Origin of the sequence: Aureimonas psammosilenae, from assembly GCF_009176975.1 — a bacterium.
Taxonomy (GTDB): domain Bacteria; phylum Pseudomonadota; class Alphaproteobacteria; order Rhizobiales; family Rhizobiaceae; genus Plantimonas; species Plantimonas psammosilenae.
Genome location: NZ_WEZG01000024.1, coordinates 1 through 20,941 on the forward strand (window position 1 = coordinate 1; position 20,941 = coordinate 20,941).

Annotated in this window: 19 protein-coding genes and 2 pseudogenes; 9 read left to right on the forward strand and 12 right to left on the reverse strand. The window is 66.6% G+C overall.

Going from position 1 to position 20,941, the window contains the following annotated elements; all coding sequences use genetic code 11:
• Window positions 1–151 precede the first annotated feature (151 nt).
• Together F9929_RS23015 and F9929_RS23020 are read left to right on the forward strand one after the other, a co-directional pair.
• Window positions 152–394, forward strand: a pseudogene (locus tag F9929_RS23015) (D-amino acid aminotransferase); the annotation flags it as partial.
• 59 nt (window positions 395–453) lie between these two features.
• On the forward strand, window positions 454–2,526 hold the full coding sequence (locus F9929_RS23020) for an oxidoreductase (protein WP_152048903.1): 2,073 nt from the start codon (window positions 454–456) through the stop codon (window positions 2,524–2,526).
• A gap of 30 nt (window positions 2,527–2,556) precedes the next feature.
• Here the strand turns inward: F9929_RS23020 and purU are convergent.
• The 3 genes and pseudogenes from purU to F9929_RS23035 form a co-directional block, all read right to left on the reverse strand.
• Window positions 2,557–2,676 (reverse strand): annotated as a pseudogene (gene purU / locus F9929_RS24600) (formyltetrahydrofolate deformylase); the annotation flags it as partial.
• Between the two features lie 609 nt (window positions 2,677–3,285).
• The gene (locus F9929_RS23030; RefSeq protein WP_152048904.1) at window positions 3,286–3,693 is read right to left on the reverse strand and encodes a hypothetical protein; all 408 of its coding nucleotides are present in this window, start codon (window positions 3,691–3,693) and stop codon (window positions 3,286–3,288) included.
• Between the two features lie 81 nt (window positions 3,694–3,774).
• Window positions 3,775–4,329, reverse strand: coding sequence for a hypothetical protein (locus F9929_RS23035; RefSeq protein ID WP_152048905.1), 555 nt, complete (start codon window positions 4,327–4,329; stop codon window positions 3,775–3,777).
• A 155-nt stretch (window positions 4,330–4,484) separates the two neighbouring features.
• Between F9929_RS23035 and F9929_RS23040 the strand changes: the two genes are divergently transcribed.
• Window positions 4,485–5,414: a DMT family transporter gene (locus tag F9929_RS23040; protein WP_152048906.1), complete on the forward strand. Its 930-nt coding sequence runs from the start codon at window positions 4,485–4,487 to the stop codon at window positions 5,412–5,414.
• A 4-nt stretch (window positions 5,415–5,418) separates the two neighbouring features.
• On the opposite strand, the gene F9929_RS24605 is transcribed toward F9929_RS23040, so the two are convergent.
• Genes F9929_RS24605 through F9929_RS24775 form a run of 3 tightly spaced genes read right to left on the reverse strand, consistent with a single transcriptional unit; the run spans window position 5,419 to window position 6,477 of the window.
• The gene (locus F9929_RS24605; protein WP_407922273.1) at window positions 5,419–5,748 is read right to left on the reverse strand and encodes an ATP-binding protein; all 330 of its coding nucleotides are present in this window, start codon (window positions 5,746–5,748) and stop codon (window positions 5,419–5,421) included.
• Entirely contained in the window at window positions 5,745–6,392 is a 648-nt protein-coding gene (locus tag F9929_RS23050) for an SDR family oxidoreductase (protein WP_210251383.1), read from the reverse strand. Before F9929_RS23050 ends, F9929_RS24605 begins: the two co-directional genes overlap by 4 nt.
• Window positions 6,334–6,477, reverse strand: a complete 144-nt coding sequence (locus F9929_RS24775) for an SDR family NAD(P)-dependent oxidoreductase (protein WP_210251384.1) — start codon at window positions 6,475–6,477, stop codon at window positions 6,334–6,336. The genes F9929_RS23050 and F9929_RS24775 overlap by 59 nt, the downstream gene beginning before the upstream one ends.
• A 244-nt stretch (window positions 6,478–6,721) precedes the next feature.
• Between F9929_RS24775 and F9929_RS23055 the strand changes: the two genes are divergently transcribed.
• From F9929_RS23055 to F9929_RS23075, 5 genes are all read left to right on the forward strand, one after another.
• Window positions 6,722–7,570: an AraC family transcriptional regulator gene (locus F9929_RS23055; protein ID WP_235919528.1), complete on the forward strand. Its 849-nt coding sequence runs from the start codon at window positions 6,722–6,724 to the stop codon at window positions 7,568–7,570.
• 223 nt (window positions 7,571–7,793) lie between these two features.
• Window positions 7,794–9,416 carry an ABC-F family ATP-binding cassette domain-containing protein gene (locus F9929_RS23060; protein ID WP_152048909.1) on the forward strand — a complete coding sequence of 541 codons (1,623 nt, stop codon included), beginning with the start codon at window positions 7,794–7,796 and terminating at the stop codon, window positions 9,414–9,416.
• A 187-nt stretch (window positions 9,417–9,603) separates the two neighbouring features.
• Window positions 9,604–11,007, forward strand: a complete 1,404-nt coding sequence (locus F9929_RS23065; protein ID WP_152048910.1) for a c-type cytochrome — start codon at window positions 9,604–9,606, stop codon at window positions 11,005–11,007.
• Complete coding sequence (locus tag F9929_RS23070; protein WP_152048911.1) at window positions 11,001–11,495, forward strand: (2Fe-2S)-binding protein; 495 nt, start codon at window positions 11,001–11,003, stop codon at window positions 11,493–11,495. Before F9929_RS23065 ends, F9929_RS23070 begins: the two co-directional genes overlap by 7 nt.
• Entirely contained in the window at window positions 11,495–13,762 is a 2,268-nt protein-coding gene (locus tag F9929_RS23075; protein ID WP_152048912.1) for a xanthine dehydrogenase family protein molybdopterin-binding subunit, read from the forward strand. Before F9929_RS23070 ends, F9929_RS23075 begins: the two co-directional genes overlap by 1 nt.
• A 116-nt stretch (window positions 13,763–13,878) precedes the next feature.
• Here F9929_RS23075 and F9929_RS23080 read toward each other — a convergent pair whose 3' ends face one another.
• The 5 genes from F9929_RS23080 to iolE form a co-directional block, all read right to left on the reverse strand.
• Window positions 13,879–15,108: an SGNH/GDSL hydrolase family protein gene (locus F9929_RS23080; RefSeq protein WP_152048913.1), complete on the reverse strand. Its 1,230-nt coding sequence runs from the start codon at window positions 15,106–15,108 to the stop codon at window positions 13,879–13,881.
• Between the two features lie 116 nt (window positions 15,109–15,224).
• On the reverse strand, window positions 15,225–16,304 hold the full coding sequence (locus tag F9929_RS23085) for a Gfo/Idh/MocA family protein (RefSeq protein ID WP_152048914.1): 1,080 nt from the start codon (window positions 16,302–16,304) through the stop codon (window positions 15,225–15,227).
• Window positions 16,305–16,326: 22 nt separating this feature from the next.
• Complete coding sequence (gene iolG / locus F9929_RS23090) at window positions 16,327–17,346, reverse strand: inositol 2-dehydrogenase (protein WP_193227889.1); 1,020 nt, start codon at window positions 17,344–17,346, stop codon at window positions 16,327–16,329.
• On the reverse strand, window positions 17,343–18,518 hold the full coding sequence (locus F9929_RS23095) for a Gfo/Idh/MocA family protein (protein WP_152048916.1): 1,176 nt from the start codon (window positions 18,516–18,518) through the stop codon (window positions 17,343–17,345). The genes iolG and F9929_RS23095 overlap by 4 nt, the downstream gene beginning before the upstream one ends.
• Before the next feature lie 19 nt (window positions 18,519–18,537).
• Window positions 18,538–19,437: a myo-inosose-2 dehydratase gene (iolE, locus tag F9929_RS23100; protein WP_193227890.1), complete on the reverse strand. Its 900-nt coding sequence runs from the start codon at window positions 19,435–19,437 to the stop codon at window positions 18,538–18,540.
• Window positions 19,438–19,530: 93 nt separating this feature from the next.
• Between iolE and F9929_RS23105 the strand changes: the two genes are divergently transcribed.
• Window positions 19,531–20,580 (forward strand): LacI family DNA-binding transcriptional regulator, encoded by a 1,050-nt coding sequence (locus tag F9929_RS23105; RefSeq protein WP_152048918.1) that lies wholly within the window; start codon window positions 19,531–19,533, stop codon window positions 20,578–20,580.
• A gap of 73 nt (window positions 20,581–20,653) precedes the next feature.
• Here F9929_RS23105 and F9929_RS23110 read toward each other — a convergent pair.
• Window positions 20,654–20,941: aldehyde dehydrogenase family protein (locus F9929_RS23110; protein WP_152048919.1), on the reverse strand; the 288-nt coding region annotated here is incomplete at its 5' end.

Below are 20,941 nucleotides of genomic sequence, written 5' to 3' on the forward strand. Positions count from 1 at the left end.
CACCGGGCGGCCTTGCGACAACAGCACGTCCACCTGCCGAAGCTTGGCGACGATCTCTTCAGGCCTGTGCTTCTTCTGTCCCATCTGGGCATCCTCCATCGGCTCAAAAGCCTACTTCAGCGAGGACCACTTTTCAGGGGGCAGACCAATTGCCGTTCTGCCCGGCTGCACCGCGAAGGCGATCGCGCGGCTGGCCGGGGAAATCGACCTTCCCATGGAACGCCGCTCCTTCACGCTCGCGGAAGCCTTCGCGGCACGGGAAGCGTTTTCCACCAGCGCCTCGACCTTCGTCCAACCCGTCATTCGCATCGACGGGCGGCCCGTGGGGCCCGGCGAGCCCGGCGCTCTGACGCGGCGGCTGCGTGAAATCTACGTCGAGTTTGCCCGGCAATGAACGCACGGACGCCATCCCGCCCGCACGGCGATGCGATCCGTCTTCGAGGAGACCTTGAAATGAACGTCAACCAGCGTGTGTTCTCTCATATCCTCCAGCCCTACCAGCTCAAGCATCTCCGGCTGAAGAATCGGATTGCCGTCACCGCGCACGCACCGGGCTACGCCGAGCGCGGCATGTTGGGAGATCGCCTGCAGCGCTACCACTTGGAACAAGCGCGAGGCGGGGCGGGCCTGATCATGTTCGGCGGCTCCTCCTCGGTCTCGGCCGACGGCCTCGGCAGCTTCGGTATGCTCGACGTGTCGAGCGACGAGATGATCGGCTACTTCCAGGACTTCAGCCGGAAGGTGCACGACGAGGGCGCCGTCACCATGTGCCAGATCACGCATATGGGCCGGCGCGCGCGCTGGGACAGCGGGCTCTGGACCACGCCGATCGGTCCCTCGCGGGTCAAGGAACCGGCCCATCGCGCTTATCCGCGCGTCGCCACCATCGAGGACATCCGGCGCATCGTCGTGGATTTCGGCAAGGCCGCGCGACGCTGCCAGGAAGGAGGCCTGGACGGCGTCGAACTCGCCTTCCATTCCCAGCAGATGGCCGCGCAATTCTGGTCCAAGGGCATCAACCAGCGCGAGGACGAGTACGGCGGTGACCTCGACAACCGCATGCGCTTCTCGCTGGAGGTCATCGACGAGGTGCGGCGGGTGGTCGGACCCGACTTCTTGGTGAGCGTGCGCATGAGCGCCGACGAGTTGATCGCGAGCGGGCTCAACCACCAGGAATGCCTAGAGATCGCCGCGAGGCTGGCGCGGACGGGCAAGGTCGACTTCCTGAATATCCTAGGGAGCCAGGCGGGCGACTGGAAGTCGGCGGCGGCTTCCATGGCCAACATGTCGTTCCCGGAAGCACCCTATCTGCATCTGGCCGCCGCCGTGCGGCAGGTCGCAGGCGGCATCCCGGTCCTCCACGCCCAGCGCATCCTGACCTTCGAGAAGGCGGAGGAGGCGATCGCCTCGGGCAGCGTCGATCTTGTCGGCATGACGCGCTCGCACGTGGCCGATCCCCAGATGGTGGCCAAGCTCCAGTCCGGCCGCATGGACGAAATCCGCCCTTGCGTCGGCGCCAACTACTGCATCAACCGGATCTACACCGCTGGCGAGATGCTGTGCCTGCACAATCCCGCCACGGGGCGCGAGGCCGCCATCCCCCATACGATCCCGCGCGCCGAGAAGCGTCGGAAGGTCGTGGTGATCGGAGCCGGGCCGGGCGGACTGGAGGCGGCGCGCGTGAGCGCCGAGCGCGGCCACGACGTCACGCTCTACGAAGCGGGCGAACGCTGCGGCGGACAGGTGCTTCTCGCCTCCTCGACGGCGTGGCGTGGCGCGCTCGGCCAGGTGACGCAATGGCTGGAGCACGAGGTGCGACGCCTTGGGGTGGACGTTCGGCTGTCCACCTGGGCCAGCGAGGAAAGCGTCCTGGCGGACCATCCCGACATCGTCGTGGTCGCCACGGGCGGACGCCAGAGCAAGCTAGACTTCGCCGGCGACCGCGTGACCACGCCCGCCGATTTCATCCGTGACGTCAAGCTGGCTGGCAAGCCGCTGTCGGCCTACGAGGGAACGCGGATCACCATCTTCGACAACGTGGGCAACCACAAGGCCTTGTCAGTCGCCGAGGATCTCGCCGAGGCCGGAGCCTTAGTGGAACTCATCACCCCCGAGCGCTACGTCGGGATCGAGGTGGGCAACAACGACATGCCGATCCATAGCGAACGCCTGTATCGCATGGGCGTCACCTTCACGACCGACCATCTTCTGAAGAGCGTGGTGAACGAGGACAACTCGGTCGTGTGCACGTTGTCGAACGTGTTCACCAACGAGGAAGCGCGACGCGAAAGCGATCTCCTGATCGTCGAGGACGGCACGGTTCCCGAAGATGGCCTGTTCGCCTCGCTCCGGTCGCGATCGTTCAATCGCGGCCAGATCGACTACGAGGCGCTGCGGGAGAACAGGCCGCAGCAACTTCCAGAGGAGGACGGGGAATTCATGCTCTTTGCGGTCGGAGACGCCGTCTCGTCGCGCAACATCCATGCGGCGCTCTACGATTCGATCCGCCTCCTCAAGGACATCTGAGCCAGAAGGCGATCGCCCAGCGGGACGTGCTCAGCCCAGGCGCTCGGACGCATCTTCGCCAGACGAGGCCGGGAAGACAATGGTGTGGTCGCCGTTCGGGAAGACGCGGCGGTGGATAGGGGCATGGACGGCGCGCGCGAGCGCCCGCGCTGCCATAAGCCCCTACGCTTCCATGCCGCTCAAACCATCGAGGGACTTCAACTAAGCTAAAACTTCCCCGCAGATAGCGCGAAGTCGACACGGTTTGACCGAACTGCAAGGAGTCTTCATCTTCCGCATGTCCGCTATTGGAATCGGCTGACGGAACGCCAAAGGGCAACTTTGGGCGCGAAGCCGACGTTGGATCAGCTTGCTTAAGTCGCCTCATACCCACACAGCCGAAGCGCCGGCCCGCCCCTTTCGGGGCATCCCAGTCAGCGACGAGCACCTCCAGCGGCGGGTCCATTGCAGCGACCGTTCACTGCGAGCCGATATGGGAGGCGCGAGCCCAGTGAGGCTGGGCTCGGCAACGACTGAGGGCTCCATAGAAATGATTTCCGGCGTTCCACCAAGGTCGTGTTGAGGGCGACCTCAAGTTCTGGATGATCGTTACAACGGCAAACGGCGTTTGAAGAAGTCATGGGGGCCTTTGGCCCCTTCGGCGCCTTGAGACTGAAAGGTTCCATCCGATCCGGAAGGCATCGGCTCAGCAATGGATGGCCTGAGCGAGGTCGACGACCAACCAGACTGCGAGGCCTCCTTGGTTGACGGATGTCGCCTTTAGATGTTGCCGTCCGCTGCGTCTGTCGCCCGAAGGTGCGGCTTCGACTGGAAGGTCCAGCCGTCCTCATAGCGATCGATGAGATCGCTGACCCGGCGGTCGGCGCCGTCGGTATCGAAGCCGAGTTCGACGAGGCGCCGGACGATCTCGCGATGGATGTGGCCGAGCCCGGTCTCGTTGCCGTTCTCGATCATGAGCGTGATGAACCAGTGCAGGGCGACCCGGGCCGCGTCGTCCCGCGACGGAATCTTCCGACGCTTCTCGTTGGCGCGATAGGCTCGCTGGTACTCGGCCTGCCACTGAAGCCGGGCTGACCGCTCCGGCTTGGAGGCCGCGTCGATGGACTTCCTACGCTTCCTTGGGTTCGGTCCCGTTGGCGTCGGCGTTGTGGAACTCATGTCGGTCATGGACAGCTCATTGAGAGGAGAAAGACGAAGGGTCCGGGGTTCCACCGTGCGCTGACGGCGGAACCGGATGGCGATGGACGATCAGCGCGCCGTGCCGTGGCTGCCCGGTGCTCCGTCGGAGCGCCCGGTCGGCATTGACGGGTCGGCCGAGAGGAGGCCCGGGATGATCGTGCGGCGGTTCGGCTGGAACTGCCGGAACTTCGGCGCCGCCGCGGCCTCGCTCGACGGTGTGGGCTTCGCCGCCGCCGAGTCGGTCACCGCTGAGCTCTCCTCGGTGCTGTCGGCCGGGCGTTCGGCGACTTCGGGCGCCGCCTCGACTGCCGTCGCCTCGTCCGGCTGCCCGCCTTCCGGCTCTTCGAGTACGACCCCGGCGCCGTCTTCCACCGAGCGGTCGTCGGCGACCGCGTGGAGTTCGCCATCGGCTTCGTCCGCGACCTCCGCCGCCTCGGCGTCGTTGCCCGATGCGCTGCCTTCGACGCCGTCGAGCGCGAAGGTGAGGACCTCGTAGGCCATCCGGTCCCGTTCGTTGGCCCAGATCGCCGCGGAGCGGCCCGATCCAAGATCCAAAGACCGGACGACATAGGCCGAGCGCGAAGCGGACAGCGATCCGAACACGGTTTGCGGACTCAGGCTCATTCGATGATCCGGCAGCACGACATCTGGGAAAACCCTATCATCGCGGACCGCGCCGTCCCATCGGCGGACCGACACGCGGCAGGCTTTGCCGCAAGATCCTGCAAACCGCCCTTGGCTCCTTCTCCTATGAAGACCGCAGTCGAGGACCGATCACCATGAATGCCGCTTTGTTCGTCGCCACCGTTTTGATCTGGGGAACGACCTGGATCGCCATCGCGCTTCAGGTCGGCCCGGTGCCGGTGCTGGTGTCGGTCTTCTACCGTTTCGCCCTTGCGGCGCTCGTTCTCGTCGCCGGGCTCGCGATGGCGGGGCGGCTCAAGCGGCCGTCGCTTCGCGACCAGCCTTTCATCCTGGCGCAGGCGCTCTGTTTGTTCTGCCTGAACTTCATCTGCTTCTACACCGCCGCCGCCTTCATTCCCTCGGGCCTCGTTTCGATCGTTTTCTCGCTGGCGACGCTCTACAACGCGGTGAACGCCCGCTTGTTCTTCGGCGACCGCATCTCAGGCCGCACGCTCGTCGCAGCACTCTTCGGCGTCTGCGGCCTGGCCCTCTTGTTCGGAGAGGACGCGCTGGTCGGGATGAACGCCGACACGATCAAGGGCGTCGGGCTCGCCGCGCTCGGCACCCTGTTCTTCTCCTTCGGCAACATGGCCTCGCGTCGCAACAGCGCGCGCGGTATCGCGCCGATCACCGCGAACGCCTGGGGCATGACCTACGGCGCTCTTGTTCTCCTCGCGCTGATCACTGTCACGGGAACGCCGGTCGTCGCGCCGCCGTCCACGACCTATCTCGCCGCCCTCCTTTATCTGAGCCTGATCGGCTCCGTGGTCGGCTTCACGACCTATCTCATGCTGGTGGCGCGCATCGGCTCGTCGCGATCGGCCTATGCGACAGTGCTCTTTCCGATCGTCGCTCTTTCCATTTCCACGATCTTCGAAGGCTATCGCTGGGACGCGGCATCCGCGATCGGCCTCGTCCTGACGCTTCTCGGCAATGTCGTCATCTTCACCGGCAAGAACGCTGCCCCGACACGTCCATCCAGAGTCGCCTCCGTTATCCAACAGGGCGATAGTGTTCGACCGTGACGAATTATGGTTCCGACCGCGCTGACGAGAAGGCGCTTGGCAGTTGGATGCGGAACGTGGTTCCGATGTCGGCTTCCACGAGTTCGATGGTGCCGTGATGGGCTTTCAGGAGGGCGACCACGATGCCGAGGCCGAGACCGGTGCCGCCGCTGTCGCGCCGGGTGGTGAAGAAGGGCTCGAAGACGCGCGCGCGGTTCGCGGACGAGATGCCGGCGCCGTCGTCGCTCGCCGTGACGAAAACTTGGGTCTCAGGAGGATCGCCAGGATGACGAGCCGCAAGGAAGGTCCACAGAACCGCCGATGTAGGCCCGTTGCTCTCTACGGCGGTTCTCAACCTTTGAAGCTGCCACCGTATGCCTCGGGCACGAGATCGGCCTGCGCGTCGCCGCTCCGGATAAGGCCGAGGATCGCTTCCGCCACCAGTTCGGGGGAGTGAATGAACGATGCGGCGTTGCTTTCCTGCACCTTTGCCGCGCCGGCCCCCGATTTCACGGCTCCATAGAAACCGGTGCCCGTCATGGACGGCTGCATGAGGGAAACGGCGATCCCCGCGTCAGCGAGTTCGAGACGCGCGACGCTGGAAAGCATGTTCAACGCGGATTTGGAACTCGTATAGGCTGCCGAGCCCGGATAAGTGCCGAGCGTCGCACCGGAACTGACGTTTACGATGCTGCCGGCCCCTTGCTCGCGCATGGAGGGGATGACCGCCTGCATGGCGACGAGCGGTGCGACGAGATTGAGCTCGAGCAGCTCGCGGAAGTCAGCGATCTCGATGTCCTCGACCGAGGCGTACAACCCCTGGCCCGCGTTGTTGACAAGGGCATCGATGCGCCCGAAGCGCTCCCGCACACGCGATACCGCATCGTACACCTCGTCCGGATGGGTGACATCGCACGCGATCGCCAGCGCGTCGGTAAAACTACGCCGCCAGCGCGTCGATACGATCTTTCCGGCGGGCCAGAAGAACCATCCGGGCACCCGCCCGGTTGGCGGCACGTGCCGTGGCCTCGCCGATCCCGGAGGACGCCCCCGTCACCATCACGACCGCACCGTCGATTTCCATGATCGTCTGCCTTCCTGTTGGTCATATCGCGCGTGCCAGCCAAGCGGTTTCGGCCACCGACGGCATGGCGAATGCGTCCGCGCGGTTGATATGGCACGACCGCCCTTTCCGCGTGCCTGATCCACCCCTTTTCTTGCCTATTCCTGCATACAATGTTGCGACCCGGCGCGGCGCGTGAGACGGGTTACCGATGGGCGATCCGCTTCGGTTTCTCAGAAATGATGCATCCCGGCGTGCAAAAGGCGTGCTGACATCGACGCTCGTGCGGCGCCTGGATATCCTGAGGGTCGACGAACCGACAAAGCTGTTCCCCGAGGTTTACCAGCCGCTGGTCAGCCTGATCCTGCAGGGCGAGAAGCGGCTGCTCATAGGGGAGCAGATCCTCAGCTACGGCGAGGGACACGCCTTCGTCGCCTCGATCGACCTACCCGCGATGGGAGAAGTCGTCAGGGCCAGCGAGGCCGCTCCTTATCTCGCCTTGCGCCTGCGCTTCGATCCCGCCGTGGTCGCCGACCTCGTGCGCCAAGTCGCCGACCAGGCACCGAAGCCCGATGCGCGAAGCTTCGATGTCGGGCCCATGAGCGACAGGCTGATCGATGCCTGGCTTCGCCTTCTGCGCCTTGCGGACCACCCGGACGAGATCGCGGTGATGGCTCCGCTCTTGGAGCGCGAGATCCTGTTCCACTTCCTGCGCAGCCCGCAGGGCGGACTTCTGCAGCAGATCGCCGGCTTCGATGACCGCTTCGCCCGGATCAGGAAGGCCGTGACTTGGCTGAGGGCGAATTACGCCGGCTCGCTGCGTGTCGAGAACCTCGCGCACCTCGTCGGCATGGGCGCTTCGGCATTCCACCGGAGCTTCAAGGCCAATACCGGCCTGTCCCCCCTCCAATACCAGAAGCATCTCCGCCTTTATGAGGCGCGTCGATTGCTCCTCGCCGAGCGCAGCGATGTGGCATCGGTGGCCTTCGCGGTCGGATACGAAAGCGCCTCGCAGTTCACGAGGGAGTACGCCCGGATGTTCGGGGTCCCGCCCGCCCGCGACAGCCGACAACTTCGCGCGAAGACGTCCCCCGGACTCGGGATCGCGGTCTGAAAGCCCCCGCTCGGCCGGCATGGCGAGCGGATCGACAGTTTTCGGCCCACAGTCCTTCCGGTTCCCGAACGACCCTTCCCGGCTTGAACGGCCAGACCACATCGAAAATTCGAAGGCGTACCGGCGGCGGCAAACTGAACTTGGGACGCCGCCGCCCCTTGCGCCGGGCGGAGGGGGATGGTTTGAGGCGGCTCCCGCCTCGCGCCGACCTGGAATTTTTCGCATGATCCGCCTTGAAAGCATCGGCAAGCAGAACGGCAAGCAGATCATCTTCATCGAAGCCTCGGCGGCGCTGCAGCGCGGCGAGAAGATCGGCCTCGTCGGTCCCAACGGCGCGGGCAAGACGACGCTGTTTCGCATGATCACCGGAACGGAACTGCCGGACGAGGGCCAGGTCGCGGTCGATCGCGGCGTGAGGATCGGCTATTTCAGCCAGGATGTCGGCGACATGGCGGGCCGCAGCGCGGTGGTCGAGGTGATGGACGGCGTCGGGCCGGTCAGCGCCTTGGCAGCCGAGATGGCGGAACTGGAAGCGGCCATGGCCGACCCGGATCGCGCCGAGGAGATGGACGAGATCATCGCCCGCTACGGCGACGTGCAGGGCCGGTACGACGAACTCGACGGTTATGCGCTGGACGGGCGCGCGCGCGAAGTTCTGGACGGTCTCGGCTTCAGCCAATCGATGATGGACGGCGATGTGGCCAAGCTGTCGGGCGGCTGGAAGATGCGCGTGGCGCTGGCGAAGATCCTTTTGATGCGCCCGGACATCATGCTTCTCGACGAGCCGTCGAACCATCTCGATATCGAAAGCCTGATCTGGCTCGAAGGGTTTCTCAAGGGCTTCGACGGCGCCGTCCTGATGACGTCGCACGATCGCGAATTCATGAACCGCATCGTGACCAAGATCATCGAGATCGACGGCGGCGCGCTGACCTCCTATTCGGGCGATTACGAGTTCTATCGCGGGCAGCGCGCCATTGCCGAGGTGCAGCAGCAGGCGCAGTTCGAGCGCCAGCAGGCGATGCTGGCGAAGGAGGAAGCCTTTATCGAGCGCTTCAAGGCGCGCGCCAGCCATGCCGCGCAGGTGCAGAGCCGCGTTAAGAAGCTCGACAAGATCGAGCGCGTCGAACCTCCCAAGCGCCAGCAGACGGTGCGCTTCGAGTTCCAGCCGGCGCCGCGCTCGGGCGAGGACGTGGCGACCGTCAAGGGCGTCCACAAGCGTTACGGAACCCGCACCATCTACGACGCGCTCGACTTCCAGGTGCGCCGGCGCGAGCGCTGGTGCGTGATGGGTGTGAACGGCGCGGGCAAGTCGACGCTTCTGAAGCTGATCGCCGGCGCTTCGGAGCCCGATGCCGGCACGGTAACGCGGGGGCCGAGCGTCAAGATGGGCTATTTCGCCCAGCATTCGATGGAACTGCTCGACGGCGAGCGGACCGTGCTGCAATCGCTGGAGGACAGCTTTCCGCAGGTGGGCCAAGCCCCCCTGCGTGCGCTCGCCGGCTGTTTCGGCTTCTATGGCGACGACATCGACAAGAAGTGCCGCGTCTTGTCGGGCGGCGAGAAGGCGCGGCTGGTCATGGCCCGGATGCTGTTCGATCCGCCGAATTTCCTCGTCCTCGACGAGCCGACCAACCATCTCGACATCGCGACCAAGCAGATGCTGGTGGAGGCCTTGTCGCGGTTCGAGGGCGCGATGTTGTTCGTCAGCCACGACCGTCACTTCCTGGCGGCTTTGTCCAATCGCGTCCTGGAACTGACGCCGGAAGGCCCGCATCTCTATGGCGGCGGTTATTCCGAATATGTCGAGCGCACCGGCCAGGAAGCGCCGGGACTGCGGACCTAAGGCGCTCAACCAAACCTCGCGGGGTCGGCTCGCCGGCTGCGTCCCGTTGCATCTCGGCGTCGCCCTCCTGCGACAAATGAGCGGCGACGCTACGACTTCGTGTTCGGCATGGATGTGGCGGGGGCGTCCGCTAACTGAGCCTTCCTGTAACGGTTCCAGTCTGGAGCCCTCGTGCAGCAGGCGCTTCATGAAGCTTCGGCAAGTCGGCTTGGGTCTTCTCGTTCTGGTGCTGGGCGGCGGCGTCGGCTTCCTGGCGATGGCGTGGGAAAGCGAGATCGCGCCGACGACGCGTCCGGGACCCGGCTCCTTCGATCCCGTTCTGGTGAAGCAGGGATCGGACCTCGCGGCCGTGGGCAACTGCGTCGTCTGCCACACCGCGCCGGGCGGCAAGCCCTTCGCGGGCGGCCTCGCCCTTCCGACGCCCTTCGGCACGATCTATTCCACCAACATCACGCCCGACGAAGCGACGGGCATCGGCCGCTGGAGCGAGGCGGCCTTCACGCGCTCCATGCGGGAAGGCGTCGACCGCGAGGGCAACCACCTTTATCCGGCCTTTCCCTACGACCACTTCACGCTGGTGTCGGACGAGGACAATCGGGCCCTCTACGCCTACCTGATGACGCGCGAGCCCGTCGCCTACGAGCCGCCGCCGAACGACCTGCCTTTTCCGCTGAACGTCCGCCTGACGCTGGCCGGTTGGAAGCTCCTGTTCTTCCGCGAGGGCGCCTTTCAGCCCGACCCTGCGCGGGACGATATCTGGAACCGGGGTGCCTATCTCTCCGAAGGGCTCGGCCATTGCGGCGCCTGCCACACGCCGCGCAACGTCCTGGGAGCGGCCCGCACGGGCGAGGCGCATTGGGGCGGCGGCGAGGTGGAGGGCTGGACGGCCTACGCGATCAACGGGAACTCGCCCGCGCCGATCCCCTGGAATGTGGACAGCCTCACCCACTATCTCCACACCGGCTGGGAAGAGCGCCACGGCGTGGCGCGCGGGCCGATGGTGCCGGTGAACAGCAATCTCGGCACGCTGCCGGAATCCGAATCGCGAGCCATCGCAACCTATGTCGCCTCGATGATGGGCGAGCCCTCGCCGGAAAAGCGGGCGCGTGCCGAACGGCTCCTGGCGCAGGAGACGGCGCACGCGCCGGGCGCGCTCGTGCAGTCCGCCGGCAGTCAGGTCGCGCCGCGCGCTCACGACCCGGCCGACCGGGGCGCGGCGATCTATGCCGCCGCCTGCTCGACCTGCCACGATGCCGGACGTCCCCTTCCCTATGGCGGCCTCAGGCTCGACCATTCCACCGCGATCTACGGGCCGACGCCGCTGAACCCAATCAACGTGATCCTCCACGGGCTGCCCGCCCCCGAGGGTGCGCGCGGGCCTATCATGCCCGGCTATTCCGGCGCTCTCGACGACGGACAGATCGCCGATCTCCTCGCCTATATGCGCCGCACCTTCAGCGACCGGCCGCCCTGGGAAGACCCGGCCGCCATGATCGCCCACGCCCGCAAGGAGGGCGTGGACGGCGTCCGGGCTCTCGACAGCGGCTCCGATGCGCCTGCCAACCCTTCCAAGCGGGAAACGCCATGGTAAGCCTGACCGTCAACGGCACGCTGCACCGGATCGAATCCGAACCCGACACGCCGTTGCTCTACGTTCTGCGGGACGAACTCGGGCTGAACGGGGCGAAATACGGCTGCGGCCTCGGCCAGTGCGGGGCATGCACGGTGATCGTCGGCGGCGAGCCGGTTCTGTCCTGCGTGACGCCGCTCGTCGTCTTGGAGAACAAGAGCGTCACCACGGTGGAGGGCCTCGGCACCATTGAGGCGCCCGGTCCTTTGCAGGAGGCCTTCATCGCCGAACAGGCCGCCCAGTGCGGCTACTGCATTCCCGGCATGATGATGCGGGCGCAGGCTCTTCTCCAGCGTGACCCGAACGTTTCCGACGAGGCGATCCGCGCTCATATGGAGCCGAATCTCTGCCGGTGCGGCACGCAGATGCGCATCCTGAAGGCGATCCGGCGCGCGGCGGACCGCCTGCGGACGGCTTCGGCGGAACAAGCGGGCGCGGGGGCGGGCTGATGCGACACGAGACAATTCCGGCCGTTTCGCGCCGCAGCGTGCTTCTGGGCACGGGCTCCCTGGTGATGGCTTTCACCATGCGCGGCGCTTGGGGGCAGACGAACACCTCGCCCGGCAACGAGTCGCAGAATTTCGAGGCCGTGGAGGAAGCCGCACCGGACTTGCCCGGCAGCCTCAAGACCAATCCCGATCTGGAATCCTGGCTCCGGATCGACGCGAGCGGTGCCGCCACGGTTTATACGGGCAAGTCCGAGCTTGGGCAGGGCATCAAGACCGCGGTGCTGCAGATCGCGGCGGAAGAACTCGAAATGCCGTTCGAGCGGTTCGCCCTGATCGGGCCGGATACGAGCCGGAGCCCGAACGAGGGATTCACCGCCGGCAGCCACTCGATCCAGGACAGCGGCACGGCGATCCGCAACGTCGCCGCTCAGGTCCGCGACATCCTGGTCGGAGAAGCGGCACGCCGCTGGAACGTGCCCTTCGAGAGCCTTCATGCCGAGAACGGCGAGGTCGTCGCCCCCGACGGTCGACGCCTGCCCTATGGCGAGCTCGTATCGGGCGAGATCCTGACGGGCCGTGCGCAGCCGAACGCCCGGCTGAAGCCGACCGAGGCCTTCCGCGAGATGGGCACGGCGCGCGGGCGCATCGACATACCGGCCAAGGTCACGGGTGGCGCGGCCTATGTCCAGGACATGCGGCCGGACGGCATGGTGCACGGGCGCGTGGTGCGCCCGCCAAGCCCCGGCGCGCGCCTCCTGGCAGTCGACACAGCGGGTGTGGAGCGCATGCCGGGCGTCCTCGCCGTCATACGCAACGGCTCGTTCCTCGGCCTCCTTGCCGAGGGGGAATGGCAGGCGGTCAAGGCCATGTGGGCGCTGGCCGCCGCGACGCGATGGGAAGAACGCGAAACGCTGCCCGACCAATCGCGGCTCGCCGATTGGATCACCTCCCTGCCCGCCGAGGACGGTATCGTCGCGCAAGGCGGCACGTTGGGCGCGTCGGAACTCCAGATCACCGAGGCGACCTTCACGCGGCCCTACCAGCTCCACGGCTCGATCGGCCCTTCCTGCGCGGTGGCGGTGCTCGAGGACGGCGTGACCACGGTCTGGACCCATACGCAGGGCGTCTTCCCGGACCGGCAGGCGATCGCCGAGATGCTGCGCGTTCCCCCCGAGGCGGTGCGCTGCATCCATGTCGAGGGCTCGGGCTGCTACGGGCACAACGGCGCGGACGATGCGGCGGGGGACGCCGCGCTCCTCGCGCAAAGCTTGCCCGGACGGCCCGTGCGTCTCCAGTGGATGCGCGAGCAGGAGCATAGCTGGGAGCCCTTCTCGCCGGGCATGGTGACGCGCGTCCGGGCCGGCACGAATGCAGGTGGCGACATCGTGGACTGGCGCTACGAGGTCTGGAGCAGCACGCACAACTCCCGCCCCGGCGGCGCGGGCGCGCTTCTTCCCGCCCAGCACCTCGCCACGCCCTTCACGCCGAAGGAACCGGAGTTGCGCATCACACCGGAAGGCAACGGCGACCGGAACTCCAACCCGCTCTACGCCTTCCCGAACCGCGACGTCACTTGGCGCTTTCTGCGCGACATGCCGTTGCGCGTCTCGGCTCTGCGGGGCCTCGGCGCCTATATGAACGTCTTCAGCATCGAGAATTTCATGGACGAGCTGGCGGCCAAGGCCGGCACCGACCCGGTGGAGTATCGACTGCGCCATATGGAGGACGAGCGTGCGCGTGCGGTGATCGAGCGGGCGGCCACGATGTTTGGCTGGCAGGCCGGACAAAAGCCGCCGCGCAATCACGGCTACGGCTTCGCCTTCGCGCGCTACAAGAATCTGGCAGCCTATTGTGCGGTGGCCATGGAGGTCACCGTGGAGCCCGAGTCGGGGCGCGTGCGCATGCTGCGTGCGTCGTCGGCGGTGGATGCCGGCGAGGTCGTCAATCCCAACGGCATCGCCAATCAGGTGCAAGGCGGCATCGTCCAGTCGGCGAGCTGGACGCTCTACGAGTCCGTGACCTTCGACCGGACGCGCGTGACATCGGTGGACTGGTCGACCTATCCGATCCTGCGCTTCGACGTGCTGCCGGAGGCGATCGACGTCGAGATCATACCGCGGCCCGGCAGCCCGTTTCTGGGCGCGGGGGAGTGCAGCCAGGGACCCGGCGGCTCGGCCCTTTCCAACGCCATCGCCAGCGCGGTCGGACGGCGAATCTACGACCTCCCCATCACGCGGGAGCGGATCAGGTCGGCGATCGGAGCATAGGCGTTCGAACCGGGATACGAAGGTTGGGGCCGGAACCGTAGTTCCGACCGCGCCGATGCCCCCTTGTAGGAAGCCAAGCGACCCCGGCGACAATGTCGGAGTGCCGAGGCTCTACCTCAATCGAACAAAGCGAGATCGACGGAGTCGGCCATGGCCTTGTAGCCGGCGTCGTTCGGATGGAGGTGGTCGCCTTCGTCGTATTCCGCTTTCATCCGGGACGGGTTGGAAGGATCGCGCACCACCGCGTCGAAATCGAGCACGGCGTCGTAGGCTCCGCCCGTGCGAATCCACTCGTTGACGGCCTTGCGCTTCGCTTCGCCTTCCGGCGTGAAATAGCCGGGAAAGACCGTGCCCTCGAACGGCGTCAACGTCGCGCCGTAGACCTTCAGTCCCTTCGCCTTGGCACGCGCGATGATCTGCTTGTGGCCGGCGATGATCTCTTCGGCCGTGACCTCCTGTTCCGTCAGGCCGGCCTGCGACGAGTGTCCGATGTCGTTGATGCCCTCCATGACGACCAGCCATTTCGCGCCCGATTGCGAAAGGGCGTCCCGGTCGAGTCGGGACAAGGCGCTCGGGCCGAAAATATCTTCCGGCCGGTCGTGCAGGACGCGGTTGCCGCTGATGCCGGCATTGACGACGCCGACGGCCTTTCCGGCGCCGCGTTGGGCCAGACGCTCGGCGAGGCGATCGGGCCAGCGCCGGTTCGCGTCCGTCGTCGAATGATAGCCGTCCGTGATCGAATCGCCGAAGGTGACGATGGCGGCAGGAGGAGTGTTGTCGTTCGCGACTTCGACGCCCGACAGGTAGAACCGCGTCAGGAGCGTCTTCGCCCCGTCGAGGCCCGCTTCGCCGGTCTTGTCGCCTTGCACCAAGAAAGCCGTTTGGACACCGTCCGGATGAACGACCGAAGGGCCTGTCGCCCGCGGCACGAACATGGAAATCGCCAGGGTGGACAGGGCATCGACCGGCACGTCCACCGGATCGGAAAGCATGGGTGCGCCGGGCGGCACCGTCACGGTCTCGATGCCGCCGAACGTCAATGGCCTGATCGATGCGGCATCGACCGATCCAGCGGCATTGCCGGGCTTCGCCAGAGTCGCGGCACCGATCACGAGAGGGGTCTTTCCGGTTTCGTTGGAGAACCTCACCCGAACGTGCGAGCCGCCCATCGACAGGCGAACATACTGGCGGATGGTGGAGCCGCCGACGTCCTGACCAACCGGGAAGACCGGGCTGGCTCCCCAGGAAGAGGTCCACCGGTCGGCTTCCTGCGCCGTCGATGGCGACGTCAGACCAAGCACCAGAATGGCGACGCTGACGATAGTCCTTGCCTTCCAGTCGCCCATCGAGCCCTCCCCGTTCTTAACGAACAGGATGGACCTAGAACCGTGGCATCGGCGGACAATAGCTCCGACGTTCAGCGAATATCCGAGGTCCGGAAGGGCCCGGCCCCCTGCCCCGCTCAAACATCGGACGCCGTGCCCGTCGGCGGCGAGTTCGCGCTGTCTGTTTCCTCTCCGTCGAACACGATCCCGAGTTGCCGACGCGCCTCGTCCATCACTGCCAGCGTGATGCAACTGTCTTCGAGCGGGCGGACCGGCGATTCCGCCAGTCCCTCGCCGACGCAGACCGCCAGATGAACCGCCTGATGGAAAAGCTGGTCGTAGCGGTTGGCGGGCTCCTCGAAAGCGAGGCGCGTTTGGAGATCGTTCGCCGTCACGGTGAAGGGTCCCGGCGCGTAGAAGCTGCCGGGAATCGCGATCATGCCTTGCGTCCCCGCGATCGTTGCTTCGCAGGGCGTATGGGTGAGAAGCGTCGTGTGGAGGACGCTCTGCGCGCCGCCGCGATGGGACAGGAGCATGGATGCCTGCCCGTTCACCTCGCCGTTCGGCACCGGCTCGCCGCTCGCCAGCACCTTGTCCGGGCGCCCGAGGATCTTCGTCGCGAAGGCGACGGGATAGGTGCCGAGATCCAGCATCGGGCCGCCGGCGAGGTCGCGCCGGAGAATCCGGTGGCCGGGCGCGAACCATTCGCCGTGGTCGGCCAGAACCGTGCGCACGGAGCCGATGGCGCCATCCGCCAGAAGCTGCCGGATGATGTCGAACTTCGGGAGGAAGTCCGTCCAGTAGGCTTCCATCAGGAACACGCCCCTGGCACGGGCGGCGTCCTGCAGTCGCCGCGCCTGCGGCTCGCTGAGGGCGAGCGGCTTTTCCACGAGCACGTGCTTGCCGGCCTCTATCGCCGCCAGGGCGTCGGCGAGATGGCGATGATGGACGGTGGAAACATAAACGACATCCACCGCCGGATCGCCGAGCATGTCCTGGCCGGCATAGCTGCGCGCGACCCCGAACCGTTCGGCGAAATCCTCGGCGCGCGCCGGGTCGCTCGATTGGACGGCGACGACCTCCTGGCTGCCATCGGCTCGCAGCGAAGCCGCGAAGCGCTCGGCGATCCAGCCAGGGCCGGCGATACCCCATCGCAGGCGCGGAACGCGGGCGCGGTCGGGCAGACGCGGTTTGGGCAGGCTCGATGGAAAGGGCACGGCTGATCTCCTTCTCGATCCGTCAGACCGCGTCCGGCACCCAACGGCCGTCGTCCAGATGAACCGGCGCGCCGGACCGCATCGAGGCGAGCGCGGCTTCCGCGAGGCGCTGCGCCTCCACGCCTTCGCGCATGCCGGCCAGCGGTTCGGTGCCGTGGCGCAGGAGATCGATGAAACCCTCCATCTCCAGCCGGTAGGCGTCGGCGAAGCGCTCGATGAAGTAGTTCATCGGCGGCGCGGTGGTGAAGCCGCTCGCGCTCGCCACGACGAGATCGCTTTGCGGGCGGTTCGCGACATAGATGACCTCGCGCTCGCACAAGGCTTCGAGCCGCTGGTCGTAGCCGAAGGGCGCGCGCCGGCAGTTCACCATCTGCACGAAACGCCCCGATACGGATGTCAGGGTGATCATCGCCGTGTCGATGTCGCCCGCCTCGCCGATCGCCGGATCGATCAGGCAATTGCCGACGGCGTAGACCGTGCGGATCTCCTCGGCCAGGAGATAGCGGGCTATATCGAAGTCGTGGATCGCCTGATCGCGAAACATGCCGCCGGAACGCACGACATAGGAGACCGGCGGCGGGGCGGGATCGCGCGTGTGCATCACGATATGTTCGAGCCGGCCTGCCGCGCCGCTCGCGATCCGGTCCCGCACGGCGCGGAAGTTCGGGTCGTAGCGCCGCTGGAAGCCGAGCATGCAGGGCACGCCGCTTTGCGTCACGGCTCCAGCGACGGACACCACCGTCGGAAAATCGAGACTGACGGGCTTTTCGCAGAAGATCGCCTTGCCGACCCCCGCCGCCGCGATCAGAAGCTCGGCATGCGTGTCGGTGGAACTTGCGATGACGACGCCGTCGATGGAAGGGTCGGCGAACACGTCCCGCGGCTCGCAGACCTCTGCGCCGAGACACCGCGCCAGCGCGTCGCGTTCCGGCGAAGCGATTGGGTCCACGATCCGCGCGACGGACACGTCTTCGATGGCGGCGGCGTTCAGCGCGTGGACGCGGCCGATGCGGCCAGCCCCGAAAACAGCGAGCTTCGTCATCGGGACACCTCCATCCATCCCTTGGTTTCCAGAGAGCGTTCCATGGCGTCGATGATGCGCTGGTTGGCGAGGCCGAAGCGGAAGTCGGGGAAGCATCCCTTCTCGCTCGCCAGCCCCTCGATCAGATCGCGCACCTCGATGACCTTCACATCGAAATAGCCGAGCCCCCCGCCGGCGAAGTCGAAGCCGAAGAAGGCCCCGAACTGAGGCACCTGGGAGCCCGCGAGAAGCGTCTTGAAGCCGCGATCAGGCTTGGGGTCGTCGAAGCGGCTGACCTTCAGTTCGTTGAAGCGCTCGCCATCCATGACGATCGTGCCCTTCGTGCCGGAGACTTCCCAGTAGATGCCGAACACCTTGCCGCTTGCGACACGGCTCGCCTCGATGGTGCCGCCCGCCCCGCTCGCGAAGCGCACGAGCGCCTGGATCTGATCCTCGTTCTCGACTTCCGCGCGCGGCGCGTCGTCGCCCGCCTTCGCCCCGTATCCGGAGCCCCCGGACGGCACCGGGCGCGTTGGAAAGAAGGTCTGCGCCTGCGCGCAGACGCTCGCGACATCGCCCATCAGGTACTGCGCCACGCTGATCACGTGGCTGCCGAGATCGCCGAGCGCGCCGGAACCCGCTTCCCTTCGCGTCAATCGCCACGAGAACGGCAGGTCCGGGTCGTTGTAAAAGCCCTGGTCGAACCAGCCGCGAAAGCGCATCGGCGTGCCGATGTCGCCGCGCTCGATCAACTGCCGGGCGAGCATCGCGGCGGGCGTCTTCACGTTGTTGAAGGCGACCATCGTCTTGACGCCGCCTGCCGCCGCCGCTGCGGCCATTTCCTCGGCTTCGGCGATCGTCACGGATAACGGCTTCTCGCAATAAACGTGCTTGCCGTTCGCGATCGCCGCCAGCGCCATCTCGCGGTGCATGAGGTTCGGCGAGGTGATGTCGACGACGTCGATCGCGGGATCGGCGACCAGCTCACGCCAATCGCCGGTGGAGCGCTCGAAGCCGAAGCGCGCGGCGGCAGCGCTCGCACCTTCCGGCGTCGCATCGGCCAGCATGGAAAGATGCGGCACGAGAGGAAGGTCGCGGTAGAGCGTGGCGGCACGGCGGAAGGCGTCGGCATGGGCCTGGCCCATGAAGCCCGAGCCGATCAGGCCGACATTGAGGCGTTTTCCCTGCGGCATGGTCTTAGAACTCCGGCGATCAGGCGAAGAAGGACAGGACGTGCTCGCGGGCACGCGAAACGGCGGGGAGCGGCGGCACCTTCGCCGGGTCCTGCTCGGCCTCGACCACGAGCCAGCCGCGGTAGCCGGTGTCCCGCACGAAGCCGGCGAGCGCCGAGAAATCCACTCCGCCATCGCCCGGCACGGTGAACATCCCGGCCCGGACGCCGTCGTTGAAGGACAGGTCATGGGCGCGCACCTCTGCCATCATATCGGGGCGCACATCCTTCAGGTGGATATGGACGATGCGGTCGCCGAAGCGCTCGAGAAGCCGCGCATAGTCGAAGCCGCCCGCCGCGGCATGGCCCGTATCGAGGAGAAGGCCAACTTCGGGTCCTGTCCGGTCGAACAATGCGGAAATCTCGTCGAAGGTCTCCGCCACCATCATCAGGTGGTGGTGATAGCCAAGCCGCAGCCCGTATTCGCCGTGGAGCCGGCGCGCGAATTCGGTCAGGCGGCCGGCATAATCGCCGACCTCGCCCGCATCGAGCGTCAGGCGGCCGGACATGCCGACATCGAGAGGGCTGCCCGCCGCCATGCGCCCGCATTCGCCGTAGACCATGACCTCGGCGCCGAGATCGGCCAGAAGCCGCGCATGCGCTTCAACCGCCGCCGTTTCGGCCGCGACGTCCCGCTCGGCGAGAAAGCCCGAATGCCAGCCGGAAGCGAGCGCCAGATCGTGCGCGCCGAACAGGGAACGAAGCTTTGCGGCGTCGCGCGGAAACAACCGGCCGAGTTCGACGCCCGCATAGCCGGCCTCGGCGGCTTCAACGAGACAGGTTTCGACCGGCGTTTCACCGCCGAGATCCGCCAACACGTCGTTGGTCCACGACAAGGGGCTGACGCCCAGACGCCATGCCGTGTCGGTTGCCGCCGTCATGCCCATCCTCCCGTTTTCGACGCGGTCGGGCCGCGACGCTCCTCTTGGCGAAAGGGGTAGCGTGGTCTATCGGCGGACGCATTCGAACTCTTGATGAAATGTCCTCAACGCATGGCGGGCGACCGGCGAACACATCGCAAGGCGACGGCGAAGGACGTGGCGGTGGCTGCCGGCGTGTCACCTGCGACGGTGGACCGGGTCCTGAACGGTCGCGGCGGGGTCGCGCCCGACAAGGCGCGGCGCGTACTGGAATACGCACGGCTGCTGAGGCTTGATCGCTCGCTCGACCGATGGCCGGCGAAGACGCTGCGCATCGTCCTCCTGATCCAATCGGGCGACAACCCGTTCCACGCCGCCCTTCGCGCCGCGCTGAACGAGGCCGAGGATGTGCGGCTTCTGTTCGATCTCCAAGGCTTCGTGCATTCGGTCGATCCGAACGACGCGAAAGCCACGGCGCATCATATCCGCTCCTTCGGCGAGGCCTATGACGGGTTGATCGTCGTGTGCCCGGACCGCGCCGAGATCGCGGATGCGATCCGGTCGGTCGCCGCGCGCCGGCCGGTGGTGACGCTCGCCACCGACCTGCCCGGCAGCGGCCGGCAGGCCTATGTCGGGCCGGACGACCGGCGTTCGGGACGGGTGGCCGGCGACTTGATGGGGCGCTTTCTGGGGCCCGGCGGCGGCGCGATCCTGGTGATCGCCGGCTTGTTCAGCATGACCGGCCAGCGCGAGCGTCTCGACGGGTTTGCTGAGGTTCTCACAGATCGATATCCCGCCTGCCGCATCGTCGACGTGGTGGAAAGCCGCGAGCTTGCCGAACGGGCGGGGACGCTCGCGGCCGGCGCGCTCCTAAACACGCCGGGGATACGCGGCCTCTACAACGCGTCGGTCGGTTCGCGCACCGTGGCGGACGCGATCGCCGGCGCCGGGCGCACCGGCGACGTCGTGTTCATCACGCACGAACTCACGACCGACCGCCGCCGGCTTTTGCAGGAAGGTCGGATCGACGCCGTGATCGACCAAGACCCGGTGAACGAGATGAAGGTGGCGCTCCGCACCATGGCGATGCTGCTGGGGCGAGCCAACGGCGAAGCGCTCGACGTACCGACAGGACTGCATATCCACATGCGGGAGAATGGATAAGCGCGAAGCGCGGCAGTTCGGAATGCGGGCTCGAGGCGTTCAAGACGCCTTCGAGCCCGGTTCCGGCGGTCTTTCACATGCCCGACAGCGCGACGTATTTGAGTTCGAGATAGCCCTCGATGCCGTGGTGGGAGCCTTCGCGGCCAAGGCCCGACTGCTTGACGCCGCCGAACGGCGCCATCTCGTTGGCGAGCGCCCCGGTGTTGACGCCCACCATGCCCGACTGCAGCGCCTCGGCCACCGTGAAGATGCGCTTCATGTCGCGGGCGTAGAAATAGCTCGCCAGCCCGAACTCCGTTGAGTTCGCCATCGCGATCACGTCCGCCTCGTTTCGGAACGTGATGATCGGGGCCAGCGGCGC